This is a genomic window from Roseibium marinum (assembly GCF_002906165.1).
GTDB lineage: Bacteria > Pseudomonadota > Alphaproteobacteria > Rhizobiales > Stappiaceae > Roseibium > Roseibium marinum.
In genome coordinates this window covers 234892-254332 of sequence record NZ_PPCN01000002.1, presented here as the reverse complement: position 1 = coordinate 254332, position 19441 = coordinate 234892, and the positions used below count along the sequence as shown (strand labels likewise).

Below are 19441 nucleotides of genomic sequence, written 5' to 3'. Positions count from 1 at the left end.
AAAAATGCAGTGCATCTGATAGCTTCGTACAAGGCCGAGAGATTGCCAAGCAGGCAAACGGCGTGATTGCGAGGAGCCACGTATGGCCTCCAACCCGATCAGACAGGTTCCTGTTAACGACGGCTGGTATTACGGCCGCCGCACCGAGTTTCCGCCGTCGATGATCTGATTGATCAGTTCGGCAACGGCAAGGTGAGTTTGCTTGACTTCATCGGGACCGACGGCGTTCTCGTGGGTTGCGGCCGCATCGCGCAGAACCCCGACGATCTCGCGCTCGGGAAGAAGTTTATGATCGCCTATGGCAAGCAGCAGCGCCTCGCAGATCGAGAGGGCTGCCATGCCTGAAAGGTCTTTCTGGTCGGGCATTGTGGACCGCCCCTCGTAGGAATTAAGTTTCAGGACCGGTTCGGAGCCTGACGAACTTCACCACAGTCGCAGAAAGTGCGGTATGATGGACTGATCGAAAGCAGTCCCTGTGCAGACGTGTTCAAAAGTTTTTCAACGGGTTGGGAGTTGCCTTTGCACGCATATGAAGAGAGCCCCTTCACCCGAAAGCTCGCTGCATTTGTGGCTCTTTCAAAGGATGAACTCTCTGTGCTCGAGCGTTTGCACCAGCGCCGCAGATCCTTCAGGGTCGGGATCGACCTCGTGCACCAGGGACAGTCCGAGCAGACCGCGTATATCCTGTCGCAAGGCTGGGTGTGCTCCTACAAGATCCAGCGCGACGGGACACGGCAGATCGTCGATTTCCAGATACCCGGGGACTTTCTCGGGTTGCGAAGCGTTTTGCTTCGCACTTCGGACCACAGCTTTGAGCCGATCACGGATATTCAGGCGGCCGAAGTTTCGGCCGCCGACCTTCTGGAGGCGTTCGCACAGACCCCCCGGCTGGCGACGGCCATTCTATGGGCGGCTTCACGAGACGAGGCGATGGTGGTTGAGCATCTCGTAGGTCTCGGACGCCGACCCGCCGACGCGCGCATGGCGCATTTCCTGCTCGAGCTCGGCGCGCGGCTGCTGCTGGTCGGTATAGCGGACAAGTCGGGATATGCCTGCCCGCTCACGCAGTATCATCTTGCGGATGCCCTGGGGCTCAGCGCGGTTCATGTGAACAGGGTCCTGCGGCATTTGCGGGAAGACGGACTGGTCACATTTCGCAACGGCCATGTGACATTCGATGATTATGACCGGCTGATCGACTTTGCGGAGTTCGATCCCGCATATCTGGATCAGGCCGGCCCGGTGTTGTTGTGATTGTGATTTGCCAAAAGGAAATTCCGGGCCTGAGCTAACACCGATCAGCATGCGGCGGACCGTTGCCGCGGTATGATAATGTTTGGCAGTTCACGCTTGGAAACGGCGTTTCATGCGCGTGTATGAAAAGACTTGCGTCCGGCCGAAGGAAAAAGAATGACCGCCCGGTCGACCGGGAGCCAGATCAACAGGCCTCCGATTGGAACCGATTGGGGGTTTGGGCGTTGATCTATTTTAACACGTCAGTGGATCTTAACCGCGTTCAGTTGAAGGCGAGGATGCTCCCGCCTGAAAGAGGAACGCAAATATGAGAATTAGTCTAGGCTGCCGTCTTAGTTATCAGTTGCCGCAGGCGACACCGATGATCGCGATGCTTAACGTGCATTATTCGCGTTTCGGTGATCTGGAGCGCCCGGACTATCTGACAACCTCTCCCAGCGTGCCGCTGGAAAGCTATCGCGACGGCTTCGGGAACTGGTGCACGCGACTTGTCGCACCACCCGGCGCCTTCACGCTGACCACCGATGGCATCATCCGTGACCTTGGACAGCAGGATCCGGCATCTCCCGGCGCCAAACAGCACACCGTCCAGGATTTGCCGTCCGAGACGCTCGTCTATCTCCTGGGAAGCCGCTATTGCGATACGGATCTCTTGTCCGATGAAGCCTGGCGATTGTTCGAACGAACGGAACTCGGCTGGGCGCGGGTCCAGGCCATCTGCGACTATGTCCACCAGCATGTCACTTTCGGGTATGAGCATGCGCGGTCCACCCGCACGGCCTCGCAGACGCTGGCTGAAGGGCGCGGGGTTTGCCGCGACTTCACGCATCTGGCGATCAGCTTCTGCCGCTGCATGAACATTCCGGCGCGCTACTGCACCGGTTACCTCAGCGATATCGGCGAGCCGTTACCGCATCCCCCCGGAGATTTTGCCGCCTGGATGGAGGTCTATCTCGATGGCCAATGGTGGATGTTCGATCCGCGCAACAATGTGCCCAGGTTCGCCCGTGTTCTTATCGCTCATGGGCGCGATGCCTCCGATGTACCTCTGACCCAGACCTTCGGGCAAAATACTCTGACAGAATTCAAGGTGTGGACGGAAGAAGTTCGATAGCGCGTATTTGATCTTTATTTCAAGGTGCGATTAGTCATAGCGCCGAATGATCATCCGCGGAAGCTTCCGCCGAAAACAAGATCTGAATTTATTCAAGATCAGAAATATACCAATCGCGCTAATCTAAATCAGTGCGACGCTCTCCAGACCGGGGTAAGCTTCCAACAGATCCAAAGCCCTCACCTTGAAGCTGTTGTCGAGCGCTCGGTCGCGAAGGGCCCAGTGACCGAATCTGACATTTGATACCCGTTTTCTTCTGGGCTCGCGCTCAAATGTCAGATTCAAAAGATCCACTGGAATCAAACCACTAGGGAAATTCGCAGAATATCGACGCAGTCGTGCGCCAGGCTGGCAAAATCGCCGGGCCGGGTGTCTTGCGGGCAATGTTGTGTTCATTCGAAGAGCCCCCACAAAGGAAATCACCATGAAAAACGTCTTGATCCTCGCCGCGGCAGCTGTGGCAATGACCGTCTCCGCGGTATCCGCCGAAGTGGATGGAACCAAGCTCGGCGTGCTCGAATGCGAAGTCGAAGGCGGGATCGGGTTTCTTGTGGGTTCAAGCAAAAAGCTTCAGTGCACCTTTACCGGTCAGGACGATAGCACCGAAAGCTATTCGGGTGCGATAAACAAGATCGGTCTGGATTTCGGCATCACCGGCAAATCCTACATAAAGTGGGTCGTTTTCACGCCTGCGGGCAGCGAGATCGGCAAGTTCGCGCTTTCCGGGTCCTATGGAGGCGTGTCCACCGGCTTGTCTCTGGGGATCGGTCTTGGCGCAAATGCTCTCGTCGGGGGGCAGGAAAAGAACATCGGCTTGCAACCCTTCAGCGTCGAGGGCCAGACCGGCTTGAATGTTGCGCTCGCGATTACGACAATCAATCTTGAGCCCGCGCAATGAGGGCCAAGGACTTCTGTCTTCTATCTCGTCCGAAGTGTTACCTGCTGAGCGAGGGGTGCGGTATCGGTGAGCATCCCAACGGCCTGTGTATCGACAGGAAAGTTTCCGGCGGACGCTAACGTCGATCAGGGCGAAACGCCCGCGCACTTAATACGTTGATTGAAATCTTCATACGTCGCGACGATCTCGCGGGCAGGCGTTCGGTGACGCGATTCAGAAGCAAATCTACAGCAAATTGGCGGAGTCCGGCGATGAAAACACGGTCATCCAGATCGATAGTGACTTTTTTCCGCCCGTTCACGCTGGCGGGCAATCCAGACGTTATTCCAGCCGGCGACTATGAGGTTCTTATTGAAGAAGAACGTCTGGAAGGCCGGGGTTTCCTCGCCTACCGGAAGACGGCGACTTACGTGTTCGTCGCTGGCAAGGGCGGCAAAGCCGGCAAGATGGAAAAACTCGAGGTTTCCGGGACCGACCTGGAAACGATGCTCAGCCAGGACCGGGAAACTCCCGGGAAATTTTAAAAAAAGCGATGCGGCGCTTTCTCCGCAGGAGGACTTGAAATGAAAACTCCCGAATGGTTGAAACCTGCGATTGTTGGCGCCGGCGTTGGCGCGGTGGCCCTCGCAATCCTGGGCTTTACCTGGGGTGGATGGGTCACTGGCGCAAGCGCGAGCAAGATGGCGAACTCGATGTCGGAAGACAACGTGATCGCGGCATTGGTGCCGGTTTGTGTCGACATTTCCCGTTCCGACGTGGAGCGTGTCGACAAGCTCGCAGCGATCCGCGACGCCTCCACCTACAAGCGCCGTGATGTTCTCATGGAAGCGGGCTGGGCGACTGTCCCGGGTTCGGATGCGCCCAGCCGGGATCTGGCGAAAGCCTGTCTGACAGCACTCGACATCGACAAGTCCTGAACAGGAACCTGCTGAACGGCCGCGGTTTCGCGGCCGTTCAGCAGGTGGGTGAAAGCCGGTCTGGCGGCAAGCGAGCGCGCCGCGACTCAGATCGTAGAGAACGTAGACAAGAAGGTGCCGAAGAGTGCCATTCGCCGCTCCGCATTCCCTCAAAATAGCAGGAAGAAACGTCTTGGCTTCACAGCACTCCGGATCGGAAAACCAGGGACCCTGGAACAACACTCCCCCTCGCGCACCACCCGAGATCGAAGCCCTGTTCCGGCAGGGCCGGCAGCTGTTTGGCGGTATGGGGTCCGGAGGTTCGCCATCCTTTAAAGGACTTTTGGCAATCGGTGTGATCGCCATTGCGGCGATTGCCGCATGGTCCTCCTATTACACCGTTCCGAGCGACTCGGTCGCGGTTGTCCAGCGTTTCGGCAAATACGTCGCGGAAGTTCCGCCGGGCCTGCATTTCAAATTCCCGCTGGGTATCGATGTCGCCACAATCGTTCCGGTGAAGCGCCAGCTCAAGCAGGAGTTCGGTTTTTCGACACCCGGTGCGGTAGACCCCTATCAAAGCCCGTCAGACGGCCGCCGCGAGACGGAAATGGTCACCGGCGACCTGAATGCCGCGCTTGTGGAATGGGTGGTGCAGTACCGCATTTCCGAGCCGTTGAAATTCTTGTTCGAAGTGCGCGAACCGGGTGCGACGCTCCGATACGTCTCGGAATCCGTGATGCGCGAAGTGGTCGGCGACCGGACAGTCGATGAAGTCATCACGATCGGCCGGCAGGAAATCGAGACTGAAGCGCTTTTGAAGATGCAAACCCTGACGACAAAATATGCCATGGGCATCAGCATCGATCAGGTACAGCTGAAAAACATCAACCCTCCCGAACCTGTCCAGGCTTCCTTCAACGAAGTCAATCAGGCCCAGCAGGAGAAGGAGCGCCTGATCAACGAGGCGCGGCGGGAATACAACAAGGTCATTCCGCTGGCCGAGGGCGAAAAGGACCAGCGTATCCGCGAGGCCGACGGTTACCGGCTGAAGCGCATCAATGAGGCTGAAGGCGATGCCGCACGGTTTAGCGCGCTTCTGGCGGAATATGTGAAGGCACCCACGGTCACAAAGAGGCGGATCTACATCGAGACGCTTCAGGATGTGCTGCCCTCGATCCAGTCGAAGATCATTGTCGACGGATCGACCGGAAGCATCCTGCCTCTTCTCAACCTCGATCGGCAACAGGGGGCCCAGCCACAGGGGCCCCAGCAACAGGGGGATCGGCCATGAAGCTCCTATGGGGAATTCTTGCCGCAATCGCCGCCGCCGTCGTTGTGACAGCCTTTGCCGCCGCTTACACGGTAAGCGAGGTCGAGCAGGCCATCATCACCCAGTTCGGCAAGCCCGTCGGGGAACCTGTCACGGCGGCCGGCCTCAAGCTCAAGCTGCCGTTTGTCCAGGTCGTCAACCGGATCGATCGCCGGGTTCTGGAGTGGGACGGCAATCCGTCCGACATGCCCACCAAGGACAAGCTGTATATTTCCGTCGATCTGTTCGCGCGCTGGAAGATAACCGAACCTCTGCAGTACTTCCTGCGTCTGCGCGACGAGCGCAGCGCTCAGTCGCGCCTCGATGACATTCTGGGTAGCGAAACACGAAATGCCGTTGCCAAACACGAGCTGATCGAGATCATCCGCACGACAAAGGGGCGTACCCCGCTGAGGGATTCGCTTCTGACCGATGACGAGCTCGCGCAGGATATCGGCTCGCTGCTTCCGATCCAGAAGGGACGGGCTCTTGTCGAGCGGGAAATTTTTGAAGCCGCCGCCGAAAAGGTCCGCGTCTTCGGGATTTCTCTACTCGATATCCGGTTCAAGCGGATCAACTACAACGAAAGTGTGCGGCCGAAGATCTACGACCGAATGGTTTCCGAGCGGCGCCAGATCGCCGAACGCTTCCTGTCCGAGGGCAATGGCGAAGCGGCGCGTATTCGCGGCAACAGGGTGCGGGATCTGAACAAGGTTCAGTCCGAAGCCTACCGGGCCGTCGAGGAAATTCGAGGCGTGGCCGATGCCTCGGCTGCCGACATCTATGCACGGGCATACAATACCGATCCCCAGGCACCGGAGTTCTACGAGTTCACGCGAACCATGCAGGCCTACAAGGACATGATCTCCGGGGGCACGACGCTTGTTCTGTCAACGGAAAGCGATCTCTTCAAATTCCTGAAGGGAGTGGGACCAGGTCCATCCGAAGTCCCCGATCAGCAACCTGCTTCCGGCGAATAAGCCGGGAGATTTTCCGCTCCAAATCGTTCATCGGACCTCCACTCAAATCCGATTGGAGGTCCGATGAAATGAAGGGGCGGGTTGTATTCGACTGCAGCGTCACGTCTTCGGGCCGGGTTCACCCGCTTTCCGCCAATATCCTTCACATGACAAAAAGCGCCGCGAAAAGCGCCGCATAGATGCTTTCAACCAGCGCGGCTTCCCGCTCACCCTGCCGGGAAAGATTGCTCAGGCCCGGCGCGGCGTTGACTTCAAGAATGATGGCGGGGGTGCCCGGGTGCCTTTCGTCCGGCAGGATCAGGTCCACCGCGGCATAGCGCAGGTTCAGCGTTTCAGCCGCGCGCCGGGCGATGGCGGCGAGGCCGGGAGAGAGTTGCGAAGTGACGATCCGGGCAGTGCCACCGGATGAAAGATTGGCGACGGGCAGGAGAGTGACGGTTTGACCCGGCGCCGGGACGGTTTCCAGATGTCTGCCGTGTTGCGAGAGCTCCAAGTCGAGCCGACTGTCTGTGGCATTGATGCGTGGCTCCGCATCGATCAGTTCGGCGAGGGTTCTGTGGCCGTCTCCTTCCACCTTCGGCGGATGCCTCTCGATAGCGGCAAGGATCTCGCCGTCCAGAACGATCACCCGCAACTCTGTGCCTTTGACTTCCTCCTGCAGCAACAGCTGGTCGTGACGCTTTGCCAGAATATGCAGGGCGTTCTGAAGCGTGTGATAGGTGTCGATCCGCATCACGTCCCTGCCTTCGCGGCCGGTATTCGGCTTTACGAACAATGGGAAGCCGGTTTGTTCAGCGAAATCCAGAACAGTGTCCGGTAAGCGTTTGCAGTCGCGAATCTCGGCGCCGGAAATGAACCTCCCGGTCGGAACCGCCAGTCCGGCCTGCTTCAGGAACAAGGCCGCATAGGCCTTGTCATTTGCGATTTCCGCCGCGCCGTAGCTGTTGAGATCGAAGCGCGTGCCTTTAAAGAAACTGCGTTTACCTGCGGGGCTTTCGACAAGACCCGCGTGCCCGTGCGGGTCGGCGGCCGTCAGGCGCAGTCCGTTCCGTTCGCAATAGGTTTCCAGCAACCGGAAGACTAGTGAGCGGGTTTGGGCTGGGAAGGTCTCAGTCATGCTTTGCGGGGTCCTGCAGGGCTGGCGAGTTTGCGGTCCGAGGGACCGAGATCCTGCAAGATAAAGCCGAATGGATATAAGATTTCCACGAAATTCGGGAATTTAAGACGTTCAAGCTCAACGGCTGCCTGATGTCACGGAGCCATTAACACCAGAATGGTGAGTGGCCGTTTTTCCCGCGCCGTCCCGGATCAAGTCCGGGACCATCCGGCAACCCTTGGATATGGCCACAGTTCGAGGCCGGGGTGGCGAATTATCGGAACTCTCTTCGCGAGGCATCGACTGCTTTGACGATCTGTCTCTGACCGTCCGCAGAGCCCAGGGCGGTGTCGGCCTGTCAGTTCTGGTTCTGGCGGGCGTTGGCCAGGTAGTCGATCTTGAACAGGTCCGGATTGGTCGGGCCGTTGGAGACGACGTTATAGACCGCGACGGAGGTGTCGTAGCCTTGCTGGTCCGTGACGGTCCATTGCTTCAGGGCATAGTCCTTGGCATCGAAAATCAGCGTCAGCGTACCGGAATTGAACTTGGTCTTGTCGAGGATCGTGACGGTGACGAGATCTTCTTCGACCAGAACGTTGGTGACGTTCGTGTCCTTTTGAAGATTGATGTCGTCGGACAGCAGGAAGCGCAGCGGGGTCTGGCCCAGCGGCCAGATGTCCTGGGTGTTCAGTTTGCGGTCCTTCACGGAAACGGACGTCCCGTCCGCCACGATGTCCAGGACGGACGGCTTGTTGTAGTAGAAACGCACCTTGCCTGGACGGGCCATGTAGAACTTGCCGTCCGACTGGCTGCCGTCCGGGCCGAACTGGATGAAGTCGCCATGCATGGTCTTCACGGAATTGAAGTAGGCATTCAGGTCCTGAAGAGTTTCCTGTTCCTCGGCGGTCAGGGCTTGCGCGGCCGTCACGGCCGTCACCGACAGGAGCGCGGCCAGCGCCGTCCGCAGGAGAGGCTTGACCAGGCATTGAGCGAAGCGTTTCAGCATGAGACAGTTTCCTAAGTCGTTAGCGTCGCCAACCGATATCTTATCACTACCGCCTAGCTAGTCACCGTGTGTGGCAAAGCTTTGGCAAATGCGGCTTAAAAATCTTCCTCGAGACCGTTTTGCACGAGAATTTCACGTTTTCCGGCGTGGTTCGCGGAACTGATCAAGCCTTCCTGCTCCATGCGCTCGATCAGCGAGGCAGCGCGGTTGTAGCCGATCGACAGGCGCCGCTGGACATAGGAGGTCGACGCCTTCTTGTCCTTGAGCACGATGGCAACCGCCTTGTCGTAAAGATCGTTACCCTCGTCGCCGCCCGTAGAACTCCCTCCATCATAAGGGCTGTCGCCGCCCTCGTCTTCTTCCGTGACCGCTTCCAGATATTGCGGCGTGCCCTGAACCTTGAGGTGGTTGACGATGTCTTCGACCTCGTCATCGGCGACGAAGGGGCCGTGCACGCGCTGGATGCGCCCGCCGCCGGCCATGAACAGCATATCACCCATGCCCAGAAGCTGTTCGGCGCCCATTTCACCCAGGATGGTGCGGCTGTCGATCTTCGACGTCACCTGGAAGGAGATACGGGTCGGGAAGTTCGCCTTGATGGTCCCGGTGATGACATCCACCGACGGGCGCTGTGTCGCCATGATCAGGTGAATGCCGGCCGCGCGGGCCATCTGGGCGAGCCGCTGGATCGCGCCTTCGATGTCCTTGCCGGCGACCATCATCAGGTCGGCCATTTCGTCGACGACGACGACGATATAGGGCATCTGCTCGAGCGGCAGGTCCTCGTCCTCGTAGATCGGCTGTCCGGTGTCGCGGTCGAACCCGGTCTGGACGGTTCTTGTAAAGCTCTCGCCCTTTTCCAGCGCCTGCTTGATGCGGGTGTTGAAGCCGTCGATGTTGCGGACGCCCATCTTGGACATCTTGCGATAGCGGTCCTCCATCTCGCGGACGGTCCACTTCAGGGCGACGACGGCCTTTTTCGGGTCTGTCACCACCGGCGTCAGAAGATGCGGAATGCCGTCATAAATCGACAGTTCCAGCATCTTCGGGTCGATCATGATCATCTTGCACTGCTCGGGCGTCAGCCGGTAGAGCAGCGACAGGATCATGGTGTTGATCGACACGGACTTGCCCGAGCCGGTGGTGCCCGCCACCAGCAGGTGCGGCATGCGGGCCAGATCGGCGACGACGCTCTCGCCGTTGATCGTCTTGCCCAGCGCCAGCGCCAGCTTGGCCTTGGATTTCTCGAAGTCCTGCGCAGCCAGCAATTCGCGCAAGTAAACCGTCTCGCGGCGGGCGTTCGGCAGTTCGATGCCGATGGCGTTCTTGCCGGGGATGACCGCCACGCGGGCGGAAATCGCGCTCATGGAACGGGCGATATCGTCCGCCAGACCGATGACGCGGGAAGACTTGATGCCCGGCGCCGGCTCCAGCTCGTACAGGGTGACGACCGGACCGGGACGCACCTCGAGGATTTCGCCGCGAACGCCGAAATCTTCCAGAACGCCTTCCAGAATACGGGCATTCTGCTCCAGTGCGTCCGGGGAAAGCCCGGGGATCTTGCCACCCACCTTGGGTTCGGAGAGCAGACGCAGCGGCGGAAGCTCGTATTCTTCGGGCGCTCCGAGGAAGGACGGCTGCGCCTCGTCGATGGCGCGCTTGCTCTGTTTCGGACGCGGGGCAGGGGGGATCACCCGGCCGGCCTGAGGTGCCGGTCCGGCGGACTGCGGTGCGGAGGCCTGCGGGGCAGGTTCGGGTGAGGCAATGCCCACCGGGACCGCCGGGCGGCCGGCAACCGGTCCCTTGTCGATCAGGAGCTCATCCGGCGCAAATGTGTCGCCTTCATCCTCGAAAGGCTCGTCCGCATAGATCTCCTCGCCATCGGCATAACGGCCGCGCTGGTAGAATTCGTCCAGGCCGTCGTCGTCCCCACCTGGCAGGAGACGGCCGGTCAGGGCCCGCCGGAAAGCTTTCAGGCGGCTGCCATGACGGGTGTCGTCCGCGTCAAAGTCGCCCTCGACGTCTTCCTCCTCGTCCCAGATTTCCTCTTCAGGCGCAGAAGAGCGTTTAAGACCCGTCAGACGGCGGAGCTGGGCGGTGGACTGCAGTCCCCAGTGCGCAAACTGGCCGACAAAGGCACTCGCCATGAGGCTGAGGCGGGATTCGCCTTCGTCGTCGTCGAGACCGAGATCCTCTTCAAGCGACTTGCCGTGACCCTTGGGCGTTGCGGAAGGTTCGATGCGTTCCGCGGGACGGCCGGCGGAGCCAAGCCAGCCGGCGGCGGCCAGCAGGAAAAGCACGGACGGAACACCGAGACCGAGGCCGCCAACGATCGTCGCGGCGCCGCCGGTCATGTTGGACGTGATCAGCGCCGGAACCTTGTGGACCATATCTCCGAAAAAGCCGCCAAGCCCGGTGGGCAGCGGCCAGCTTTCGGGAACCGGCAGCGCGGCCAGGGCGCCCGCCGCGAGGCCGGAGCCCACAACCCAGTAGAAAAGGCGTTTGCGGCCGATGCCAAGGTCATGGCCGGTCAGGAGCCTCCAGCCCCACAGGACCAGGGGGATCAGAAAGACGGCGGTTGCCAGACCGATGGTCTGCATGACGATATCGGCGAGGACCGCGCCGGGAGTGCCGAGCGCGTTGCGAACCTGTCCGCCTGTAGCGTGATTGAGGCTCGGATCGCTGACCGACCAGGTCGCCAGCGCGGCTGCCAGCATCGCTGCGATGGCGATGATGCCAAGCCCGGCCGCCCCGACAAGATTGCGCCGGAGGAAGCGTTTGATCGGGCTTTCGGTGTCCAGAAGATTAACCGAAGACCGGCGGCCGTTTCCGCGGATTGCGCTCGCCCGTCTCATGCTTTTTCTCCCAACCAGTTTGCCATGCGTTCAAGTGCGATTTCAGTCTTCTCAAGCGGCGCCACCAGACCGACGCGGATGTAATTTCGCCCCGGATTGCCACCATCTGTGTGATCGGAGGCCAGATAGCTGCCGGGAAGGACCTTGACGCCGGTCGTCCGCCACAGATCACGGGTCACGGTCACCGCATCGCCCCACCTGCCGGTGTCGAGCCACAGGAAAAACCCGGCTTCGGGGGTGACGGGACCCAGGATCGGGTTCAGATGGCGTTCCGCCGCCGCGAATTTCTCGTTGTAGAGACGACGGTTTTCGATGACGTGGTCCTCGTCCTGATAGGCCCGGACCGCAACAGCCTGCGCCGGCAGCGGAACCTGCGGCGCGGCAAGACCGCGGAAACGGGCCCATTTCGTCAGGAAATCCGGGTCGCCCGCCGCGAAACCACAGCGCAGTCCGGCGAGGTTGGATCGTTTCGACAGCGAATTGAGCACGACGATGTTGGAAAAATCGCCACCCATCGCTTTTGCGGCTTCCAGAATGCTGGGGGGCGGGGTCTCGCGGTAGATTTCCGAATAACATTCGTCGGCGAAAATGAAGAAACGGTGCTTGCGCGCCAGTGCGATCAGGCGCTGCCAATAGGGGATATCGGCGACATGGCCTTCCGGATTGGTCGGCGAGGCAATGTAGAACGCGACGGTTCTTTCCAGAAGATCCGCGTCGAGACCGTCGAGGTCGGGCAGGAAGCCGTTGCCGGCCACCGCATCCAGCAAGACAGCTTGGGCATCGGCCACATGGGCCGCGGCGGCGTAGGTCTGGTAGAAAGGGTTGGGCAGAATCACCACAGGATGATCCAGCCCCTTGTCGAGCTGGTCCCTGGCGGCGATGGCGCCGAAAGACAGGCCCTCGCGGGAGCCGTTCAGCGGCAGGACGCCGTGTTCCGCATCGATCATGCCGCCGAGATCGTAGCGCCTGTCCAGCCAGGCCGCGACCGCGGCGCGGAACTCCGGCGATCCGGTGATCGGCGGATAACGGCGGAAACCGTCGATATTTTCCAGTAGAACTTCCGCCGTGAAGGCGGGAATCGCATGTTGCGGTTCGCCGATGGTCATGACGATCGGGTCGAGGCCGGGCGTCTCGCCGTCCAGAAGCCCGGCAAGGCGTTGAAAAGGATTGGAGTGCGGCAGGGAAGCACCGCGCTGATAGGGTTTTTGGCTGGCAATCATCAGGGATCCGGCAGTCGTTACGCAAAACTTTGGTTCGACTCTATCGCCTTCCTGGTAAATCCCTTATTAACCAACCGCCGCCGGATGGCGGGTTTTGTCAGTAGACACCCGATGTTCCGGCGACCGATCGCAACGTCATGAACCGGACGACGATGTAGTCATACTGTTTTTCGCGCCGCGACGGGCTTGCGGACCCGCCATTCGTGGGCAGCCCGAACAGAATCCCCTTTTTCTCAGTGTCGCTCTGAGCGGCGTAACGGGTGTTGAACACATCCATTCGAGTGAATTTCATCCTGCCGCCAGATGCCGGGTCGATTGCCTCCACATCGCCTTCGAAATCGTTGATTTTACGGGTTCCCAGTACCCAGTGATCGCCGCTGCCGCCTTTCTTGTAGTCGACATGAAGGGCGACCGGGTTGCCTCCGGCCAGGTGGCCAAGGAGGATGTCGACCGCGTTCCCCGGCATGGCCGAAGTAAATCCGTAATGGGTTCCCGCCATTCCGAGGGCATTCGCCGCCGTCTGCATGTTGAGGCTGTAGCCGGAAAACGCACCGGCATTCTTGCAGATCGTGTTCGCGACGAGCGGCGTCAGAGATTTCGGTGTCACTCCCTCCGGCCAGTAGGACGGTACGCGGCTGCCAATGGCGGTTGCCGCCATCGTGAGCGTGCATAGACAGCAGCCGTGACTGGCGATTGTCGAGAATTTGTCCCCGGCATCGATGCCGCCGCTCTTGTTGGAATCATACTGACTGCTGGTGCCCAGATGTGATGAATAGTTGCCCTGCCGAAAGGCGGAATAGTCCCCCGAATTGCCGAGCGAGGAGCCCACGGCACCCGAGGTGCTGGTGTCCAGGGGAGCCGGGCTTATATTCGCAACCGATGGCAGGTTGCCGTTCAGGGCCCGCCAGGTCTGGCCGCCGGGGTCGATGCGGCCGTCGGCCCAATGGGGGCTTTTGCCCATGACGACAGTCTGAAAGGACCGGATTGCGCTTTTCGTCAGCGCGCCGCAATCTCCATCGACAGTCAGGAGCTGACCGGCGGCACTGGCGAAGGCGGCGTTCGCATAATAATGATCGTTCAAAAGACCCTGGGCGACGACGACATCATTGTAGAAATTGTATGCGTCGGAATCGCCGACCGAGAATTTAATCGACATAATAGTATAGGGCATGTTTTTCTCCCGATTGAGAGATTGTAATTGGTAAAAAAACGTATCTTGGCTGTTACTTAACTGAAAACTCAATCTCGTTTTAGCAGGTTTAATGAAGATGTCGAGAACCGCAAAAAACCCGGTTTGCGTTGTTTGCTTTGGAGATTCGCTCACCTGGGGATTCAACCCGGCCGATAAATCCCGCTACGGTCACGAAATTCGTTGGACGCGGCGGATGCAAAGGGAACTCGGGCCGGGGTTTTATGTGCTCGAAGAAGGCGTCAACGGGCGCACTACCGTTTACGACGATCCGGTGATGGGCGACAGGAACGGGCTGGCGCATCTGGGAACCGTACGCCGGACCCACATGCCCATCGATATCCTGATCATCATGCTGGGGACGAACGATCTGAAGATGCGGTTTTCAGCAAACGCGGAAACCATCGCGGCTTCCATGGGCCGTCTCCTGGATTTCGCCCGCAGGCCGACCGACGACACGGAAGGCCGGGCGCCGAAAGTGCTGCTCATGTCACCGCCGCCTCTCGGTCCGCTGGCGGGGACACCCCTTGAGGCGCAATTCGATGACAGGAGTTACAAGGAATCCCACCGGCTTGCCGGTTGCTATCGGGAAAAGGCAGCGGAATACGGCGCGGCGTTTTTCGACACGGGCACCGTCATTTCGGCCAGTCCGATCGACGCCGTTCACTTCGATGCCGAACCGCAGGCGGATCTGGCCAGGGCGGTTGCCGGCGAAGTCCTCAAGCTGGCGGAAGCCTGAGCCGTCTTTACTCTTGTGAAGACCGGTTCTCAGAAATCCACCGTCAGGCCCTTGATTTCCCAGTCGTCATAGCGCGTCGGTTCGAGTCCGCCGCGGCCGTTCACTTCCTCGGGCATAGCCTGCTGTTTTGCATCGATCTGCTTGCGCCGTTCCTCGGCTTCCCGCAGCGCGCGCTGGGCCGCGGGGGGCAGATCCTCGAATTTTCTTCTCGGCGCGCTTTCGTTTTCCGCTTTTAGCGAGGGAACTTCGGTCGATGTATAGGCAGCGGTGGGTTTATCTGTCATCGGCTCATTGTCTTCAACATTACGCTTTTGTCAGACTCATATAGTGCAATCTTGCCAAGAATGGCAGCAATCCCCATCTTCAAACCGGAGGCGGGCGTTCCGGACGCTCTTTCCCGGCCATATCTGAAACTGAACAGGAAACGGATTACAGCGGCGATGAACTACGTTCGCACAGCGATGCTTCTGGCGGGAATGACCGCCCTTTTCATGGGGATAGGCTTCATGATCGGCGGCCAGTCGGGCATGATGATTGCCCTGGCGGTGGCTGCCGCCATGAACCTGTTCAGCTACTGGAACGCGGACAAGATGGTCCTGCGCATGCATCATGCGCGCGAAGTGGATGAACGCAGCGCGCCGGACTATTACCATCTGGTGCAAGGACTGGCGCGCAATGCCGGCCTGCCGATGCCCAAGGTCTATATCATCGACAATCCGCAGCCGAACGCCTTTGCCACCGGCCGAAACCCGCAGAACGCGGCGGTCGCGGCCACGACAGGGCTTTTGAACATGCTCTCCCCGGAGGAAGTCGCCGGGGTGATGGCTCATGAGCTCGCGCATGTGAAGAACCACGACACGTTGATCATGACGATCACCGCGACGATTGCCGGTGCGATTTCCATGCTGGCCAATTTCGCCTTTTTCTTCGGCGGCAACCGGAACAATCCGCTCGGCATTGTCGGTGTCATCGTGATGATGATCGTAGCCCCCATGGCGGCGATGGTCGTTCAGATGGCTATTTCACGGACGCGGGAATATGCGGCGGACCGTATGGGCGCGCAGATCTGCGGCGAGCCGCTGTGGCTTGCCTCGGCGCTCGGCAAGATCGCGAACGGCGTTGAGCGCATCCATAATCCCGACGCGGAAGCCAATCCGGCGACAGCGCATATGTTCATCATGAACCCGTTGTCCGGCGAGCGGATGGACAATCTGTTTTCCACGCACCCCAACACCCGGAACCGCATCGACGAGCTGCGCAAGCTTGCCGATGGCGGGCTGGGCACCGGCGGCCGGGCCACCTTCAGCGGCAGGTCACCCTCCGGTTCCTCCGGACCGTGGGAAAGCGCCGTACGGCCGACCCGCTCCTCCGCCGTGAACCGGCCGAAAGGGCCGTGGGGATAAGGCTCCGCTTGCGAGAAGCGCTCAAACAGGCCGACTTTTCTGGTTTGAAGCGCTTTCACATGAAAGCCCGTTGATCTAGAATGCACTTATTGCGCCGCAGCCGGACGACCGGTCTGCGGCGCTTGGTTTTCATGCAGGTCCGGCTGTCCGGACCGCGAATAGGACAGGTAGTTGAAAAGTCCGCCGAAAAGATCCCCGGGACCCGCCGGGCAACAGGATCAGGAAAGATCCGAAAATCCCGGATTCGCAGCCCGCAAGGTGGCCGCGGATATCCTCGGGAACGTCGTTCATAAAAAACGGACCCTGGACGGAGAGTTCGATGCCGCCTCCGGTCATTCGGGATTGCGCGCGCTTGCCGGCAATGACCGCTCCCTGGTGCGGGCGATCCTTGGCGCTGCCCTGAGGCACCGCGGCGAAATTTCAATCATCCTGGACCGGCTGCTTGACCGGGGCATTCCGGAAAAGACCGGCCGGGTGCTCGATATCCTGCATGTTGCCATCGCGCAGATGCTTTATCTCGACATTCCGGACAGGGCGGCCGTCTCGCTGGCGGTCGAACATGCCGGGGCGGATCGCCGGGCGCGGCCCTACAAAGGGCTTGTCAACGGCGTGCTGCGGCGCCTGGGACGGGAGCGCGACGAGGTCACGGCGGATATCGACGCGGACATCGTGAATACGCCGGACTGGCTGATGGAAAGCTGGCGGGCGGCTTATGGCGCGGAAACCGCCCGCGAGATCGCAAGGGCGCATCAGAATGAGGCGGCGCTGGATCTGACGGTGAAGTCGGACCCGCAAGGCTGGGCCGAAAGGCTCGGCGGCCACGTGGTCGGCGCCGGCAGCGTGCGGCTTTCAAGGAAAGGGTCCGTGGAAGCCGTTGAAGGCTTTGAAGACGGTGAATGGTGGGTGCAGGACGCGGCCGCCGCGCTGCCCGTCCATCTCCTCGGCGATATCCGGGGTCTCAAGGCCGCCGATCTTTGTGCCGCGCCTGGAGGCAAGACAGCGCAACTCGCCCTGGCAGGGGCCGAGGTGACGGCGGTCGATATTTCCAAGGGACGGCTCAAACGGCTGGAAGAGAACATGGCCCGATTGGGCCTGACGGTTCGCACGATCGCCTCCGATCTCAGAGACTTTGTACCGGATGAGCCGTTCGATGCCATCCTGCTCGATGCGCCCTGCGGTGCGACGGGCACGATCCGCCGTCATCCGGACCTCCCCTGGACCAAACAGGCGTACGACATCGAAAAACTGAGCGAGATCCAGGGCGATCTTCTGGACAGGACCGTCGCCTGGGTAAAGCCGGGTGGAGTAATCGTCTACTGCACCTGTTCGCTGGAGCCGGAGGAAGGCGAAGCGCAGGTGGAGGCGTTTGTCGAGCGTCAGGCGGGCAAGGTCCGGCTTGAACCGATTGACGCGGAGGAAGTCGGCGGTCTCGGCCATCTGATTACCGAGGCCGGATACCTCCGTTGTCTTCCGTGCCATGCGGCGGGCTCCGGTGAGGACATGAAGGGAATGGACGGGTTTTTCGCTGCCAGATTCAGGCGGCTTTAACGCGGCGTAAACTGTTCACTTGCAATGTTTATTTAAATGAAATGCTAACCTTAATGCCTTGTTTTCAAATTACTGAGCCGGAGACATCCAATAATCGCGGATAAACCATCAGTTGCGGGGATGGTTTGGTGAATATCGCTAGCCTCAACGAAAGAAGCCTTGTCTGGCGTCTCGTGGCACTGCATGTTTGGCAACGTTCCCTTAAATGGATGCATGGCGGACCGATCTTTCGCATGCAGCCGTTTTCGGCCGTGCCGGCGCGGTTGCTCCTCGCCCCGCAGGATCTGCGCACCGCCGATGCGACCAATGCCGCCGACATTTATGGCGGGCGGTTCCTGTTTTCGGGCCATCTGGTCGAAACCCAGGGCCGGTCTCCCTTCGAACTGGAGGCGGCGCACGAGGACTGGCAGCGGGAACTGCATGCCTTCGGCTGGCTGCGAGACCTGCGTGCCGCCGACAGCCACATCTCCCGGCAGAACGCCCGTGCGCTGGTTGAGGACTGGATCCGATATTGCGGACGCTGGCATCCCATCGGCTGGGAAGCCTCCGTCGTTACGCGGCGTATCCTGTCGTGGCTGGCGCATTCGCCCTTCATTCTTCTGGATGGCGATCACGAATTCTACCGCGGTTTCGTCAAGTCTCTCGCCCGGCAGATCCGCTATCTGCGCCAGACGATCAACGAAACGGAAGACGGCGTCGAACGGCTGCACGCCGCGCTGGCCATCTCCTCGGCCTGTATCTCCATGGCTGGCCAGGGCCGGTTCGCCCGGCAGAGCATCCGCCGCCTGGAACATGAGCTCAACCGTCAGATTCTCCCCGACGGAGGCCATATCTCGCGCAATCCGCGCGCGCTTATCGATATTCTCGCCGATCTTCTGCCTGTCCGGCAGGCTTTCGTCGCTCAGGGACTGGAGATGCCGCCCGCCATGCTGCAATCCGTGGACAGGATGATGCCGCTCCTGCGGTTCTTCCGTCACGGCGACGGCGCCCTGGCCCATTTCAACGGCATGGGCTCGACGCCCAACGACCTGGTGGCGACAATCCTTGCCTATGACGACGCCAGAGGCGCGCCGCCCCTCAACGCGCCGCATTCCGGATATCAGCGGCTGAGCGGCGGGGACTCCGTCGTTCTGATAGATACCGGCCCCGCCCCCGACCCCGGTGTGTCCGGCGATGCCCATGCCGGGTGCCTGTCCTTCGAATTTTCCTCCGGGCAGAACCGGATGGTCGTCAATTGCGGCGTATCGCCGAAATCCAATCCGCTCTGGCGCAAGGTGAGCCGGTCCACCGCCGCGCATTCCACCGCGACCATCGAAGACACGTCCTCGTGCCATTTTCTGTCTGAAAGGCCCTTCGGCCACCTGCTCGGCGCGCCGATACTCTCCGGTCCGGTCATGGTTCCCGTCGAGCGCGAGGACGACAGGGCCGGCAGCCGCATCATCGCGTCCCATGACGGCTACGCGGCGCATTTCCGTGTCGTGCATCAGCGGGACCTGCGCCTGTCGGGCGACGGAACCGTGCTCGACGGTATCGACACGTTTTCCGCGGTCGGATCCATCGACCCCGAGCATCGCTACGCGATCCGCTTTCATCTTCACCCGGGATTGAAAGCATCGCTCATTCGCGGCGGAACGGCGATCCTGCTGGTGTGCCGCGACGGCGAAGCCTGGGAGTTCGATGCCCATGGAAGCGAGCCGCTTCTGGAAGAAAGCATCTATCTGTCGGATGTGTACGGCCACCGGAAAACCGATCAGATCGTCATTGCGGGCTCCTTGCTTGAGGAACTGTCCGTGGGCTGGCAGTTCCGCAAAACGGCAGCCGCCAAGCTGAGCAGGCGCGGTACCAGCGATTTCGACGAAGCGGACGAATTGCCGCTTCAGGAACCGGCCCCGATCTGACATCTATGATCTTCCGATTTTCCTGAAGACATGTTA

Annotated in this window: 18 protein-coding genes; 11 read left to right on the top strand and 7 right to left on the bottom strand. The window is 60.3% G+C overall.

The genetic code is table 11. From position 1 onward, the window contains the following. Positions 1-129 precede the first annotated feature (129 nt). Positions 130-366: a hypothetical protein gene (locus CLV41_RS08095; protein ID WP_103221808.1), complete on the bottom strand. Its 237-nt coding sequence runs from the start codon at positions 364-366 to the stop codon at positions 130-132. 153 nt (positions 367-519) lie between these two features. Here CLV41_RS08095 and CLV41_RS08090 point away from each other — a divergent pair, with 153 nt between their 5' ends. The 7 genes from CLV41_RS08090 (at position 520) to hflC (ending at position 6451) form a co-directional block, all read left to right on the top strand. Further along, entirely contained in the window at positions 520-1254 is a 735-nt protein-coding gene (locus CLV41_RS08090) for a Crp/Fnr family transcriptional regulator (protein WP_103221807.1), read from the top strand. A 307-nt stretch (positions 1255-1561) separates the two neighbouring features. Next, positions 1562-2368: a transglutaminase-like domain-containing protein gene (locus tag CLV41_RS08080; RefSeq protein WP_103221805.1), complete on the top strand. Its 807-nt coding sequence runs from the start codon at positions 1562-1564 to the stop codon at positions 2366-2368. Positions 2369-2792: 424 nt separating this feature from the next. Continuing rightward, positions 2793-3266 carry a DUF992 domain-containing protein gene (locus CLV41_RS08075; protein WP_103221804.1) on the top strand — a complete coding sequence of 158 codons (474 nt, stop codon included), beginning with the start codon at positions 2793-2795 and terminating at the stop codon, positions 3264-3266. Positions 3267-3517: 251 nt separating this feature from the next. Then, positions 3518-3790, top strand: coding sequence for a hypothetical protein (locus tag CLV41_RS08070; protein ID WP_208987373.1), 273 nt, complete (start codon positions 3518-3520; stop codon positions 3788-3790). Between the two features lie 39 nt (positions 3791-3829). Beyond that, positions 3830-4183: a hypothetical protein gene (locus tag CLV41_RS08065; protein WP_103221803.1), complete on the top strand. Its 354-nt coding sequence runs from the start codon at positions 3830-3832 to the stop codon at positions 4181-4183. 172 nt (positions 4184-4355) lie between these two features. After that, positions 4356-5453, top strand: a complete 1098-nt coding sequence (gene hflK, locus CLV41_RS08060; protein ID WP_103221802.1) for an FtsH protease activity modulator HflK — start codon at positions 4356-4358, stop codon at positions 5451-5453. Further along, positions 5450-6451, top strand: a complete 1002-nt coding sequence (hflC, locus tag CLV41_RS08055) for a protease modulator HflC (protein ID WP_103221801.1) — start codon at positions 5450-5452, stop codon at positions 6449-6451. Before hflK ends, hflC begins: the two co-directional genes overlap by 4 nt. 142 nt (positions 6452-6593) lie before the next feature. Here hflC and CLV41_RS08050 read toward each other — a convergent pair whose 3' ends face one another. The 5 genes from CLV41_RS08050 to CLV41_RS08030 form a co-directional block, all read right to left on the bottom strand. Beyond that, positions 6594-7568: an ATP-dependent carboxylate-amine ligase gene (locus tag CLV41_RS08050; RefSeq protein WP_103221800.1), complete on the bottom strand. Its 975-nt coding sequence runs from the start codon at positions 7566-7568 to the stop codon at positions 6594-6596. Between the two features lie 337 nt (positions 7569-7905). Beyond that, on the bottom strand, positions 7906-8553 hold the full coding sequence (locus tag CLV41_RS08045; protein ID WP_103221799.1) for an outer-membrane lipoprotein carrier protein LolA: 648 nt from the start codon (positions 8551-8553) through the stop codon (positions 7906-7908). 95 nt (positions 8554-8648) lie between these two features. Then, positions 8649-11408, bottom strand: a complete 2760-nt coding sequence (locus CLV41_RS08040; protein ID WP_103221798.1) for an FtsK/SpoIIIE family DNA translocase — start codon at positions 11406-11408, stop codon at positions 8649-8651. Continuing rightward, on the bottom strand, positions 11405-12628 hold the full coding sequence (locus tag CLV41_RS08035; RefSeq protein ID WP_103221797.1) for an aminotransferase class I/II-fold pyridoxal phosphate-dependent enzyme: 1224 nt from the start codon (positions 12626-12628) through the stop codon (positions 11405-11407). Before CLV41_RS08035 ends, CLV41_RS08040 begins: the two co-directional genes overlap by 4 nt. A 97-nt stretch (positions 12629-12725) precedes the next feature. Further along, positions 12726-13799 (bottom strand): peptidoglycan-binding domain-containing protein, encoded by a 1074-nt coding sequence (locus CLV41_RS08030; protein ID WP_146048536.1) that lies wholly within the window; start codon positions 13797-13799, stop codon positions 12726-12728. Between the two features lie 91 nt (positions 13800-13890). Between CLV41_RS08030 and CLV41_RS08025 the strand changes: the two genes are divergently transcribed. After that, positions 13891-14556 carry an SGNH/GDSL hydrolase family protein gene (locus CLV41_RS08025; RefSeq protein ID WP_328590034.1) on the top strand — a complete coding sequence of 222 codons (666 nt, stop codon included), beginning with the start codon at positions 13891-13893 and terminating at the stop codon, positions 14554-14556. A 29-nt stretch (positions 14557-14585) separates the two neighbouring features. Here CLV41_RS08025 and CLV41_RS08020 read toward each other — a convergent pair whose 3' ends face one another. Continuing rightward, positions 14586-14840 carry a DUF1674 domain-containing protein gene (locus tag CLV41_RS08020; RefSeq protein WP_103221795.1) on the bottom strand — a complete coding sequence of 85 codons (255 nt, stop codon included), beginning with the start codon at positions 14838-14840 and terminating at the stop codon, positions 14586-14588. Between the two features lie 156 nt (positions 14841-14996). Between CLV41_RS08020 and htpX the strand changes: the two genes are divergently transcribed. The 3 genes from htpX to CLV41_RS08005 all read left to right on the top strand — a co-directional run bounded on the left by htpX (position 14997) and on the right by CLV41_RS08005 (position 19405). Then, positions 14997-15959 carry a zinc metalloprotease HtpX gene (gene htpX / locus CLV41_RS08015; protein WP_103222011.1) on the top strand — a complete coding sequence of 321 codons (963 nt, stop codon included), beginning with the start codon at positions 14997-14999 and terminating at the stop codon, positions 15957-15959. A 171-nt stretch (positions 15960-16130) separates the two neighbouring features. Further along, positions 16131-17507 carry an RsmB/NOP family class I SAM-dependent RNA methyltransferase gene (locus tag CLV41_RS08010; RefSeq protein ID WP_103221794.1) on the top strand — a complete coding sequence of 459 codons (1377 nt, stop codon included), beginning with the start codon at positions 16131-16133 and terminating at the stop codon, positions 17505-17507. Between the two features lie 128 nt (positions 17508-17635). After that, a complete protein-coding gene (locus tag CLV41_RS08005) occupies positions 17636-19405 on the top strand; it encodes a heparinase II/III family protein (RefSeq protein WP_208987372.1) in 1770 nt (589 codons plus the stop codon). The last annotated feature ends 36 nt before the right edge of the window (positions 19406-19441 follow it).

Bases quoted from the DNA above. Each gene is read 5' to 3' on its own strand.
- CLV41_RS08065 (WP_103221803.1), top strand. From the start codon at position 3,830: ATGAAAACTCCCGAATGGTTGAAACCTGCGATTGTTGGCGCCGGCGTT.
- CLV41_RS08030 (WP_146048536.1), bottom strand. From the start codon at position 13,799: ATGCCCTATACTATTATGTCGATTAAATTCTCGGTCGGCGATTCCGAC.
- CLV41_RS08040 (WP_103221798.1), bottom strand. From the start codon at position 11,408: ATGAGACGGGCGAGCGCAATCCGCGGAAACGGCCGCCGGTCTTCGGTT.
- CLV41_RS08020 (WP_103221795.1), bottom strand. From the start codon at position 14,840: ATGACAGATAAACCCACCGCTGCCTATACATCGACCGAAGTTCCCTCG.
- CLV41_RS08075 (WP_103221804.1), top strand. From the start codon at position 2,793: ATGAAAAACGTCTTGATCCTCGCCGCGGCAGCTGTGGCAATGACCGTC.
- CLV41_RS08095 (WP_103221808.1), bottom strand. From the start codon at position 366: ATGCCCGACCAGAAAGACCTTTCAGGCATGGCAGCCCTCTCGATCTGC.
- htpX (WP_103222011.1), top strand. From the start codon at position 14,997: ATGAACTACGTTCGCACAGCGATGCTTCTGGCGGGAATGACCGCCCTT.
- CLV41_RS08045 (WP_103221799.1), bottom strand. From the start codon at position 8,553: ATGCTGAAACGCTTCGCTCAATGCCTGGTCAAGCCTCTCCTGCGGACG.
- hflC (WP_103221801.1), top strand. From the start codon at position 5,450: ATGAAGCTCCTATGGGGAATTCTTGCCGCAATCGCCGCCGCCGTCGTT.
- CLV41_RS08035 (WP_103221797.1), bottom strand. From the start codon at position 12,628: ATGATTGCCAGCCAAAAACCCTATCAGCGCGGTGCTTCCCTGCCGCAC.
- CLV41_RS08025 (WP_328590034.1), top strand. From the start codon at position 13,891: ATGAAGATGTCGAGAACCGCAAAAAACCCGGTTTGCGTTGTTTGCTTT.
- CLV41_RS08050 (WP_103221800.1), bottom strand. From the start codon at position 7,568: ATGACTGAGACCTTCCCAGCCCAAACCCGCTCACTAGTCTTCCGGTTG.
- CLV41_RS08080 (WP_103221805.1), top strand. From the start codon at position 1,562: ATGAGAATTAGTCTAGGCTGCCGTCTTAGTTATCAGTTGCCGCAGGCG.
- CLV41_RS08070 (WP_208987373.1), top strand. From the start codon at position 3,518: ATGAAAACACGGTCATCCAGATCGATAGTGACTTTTTTCCGCCCGTTC.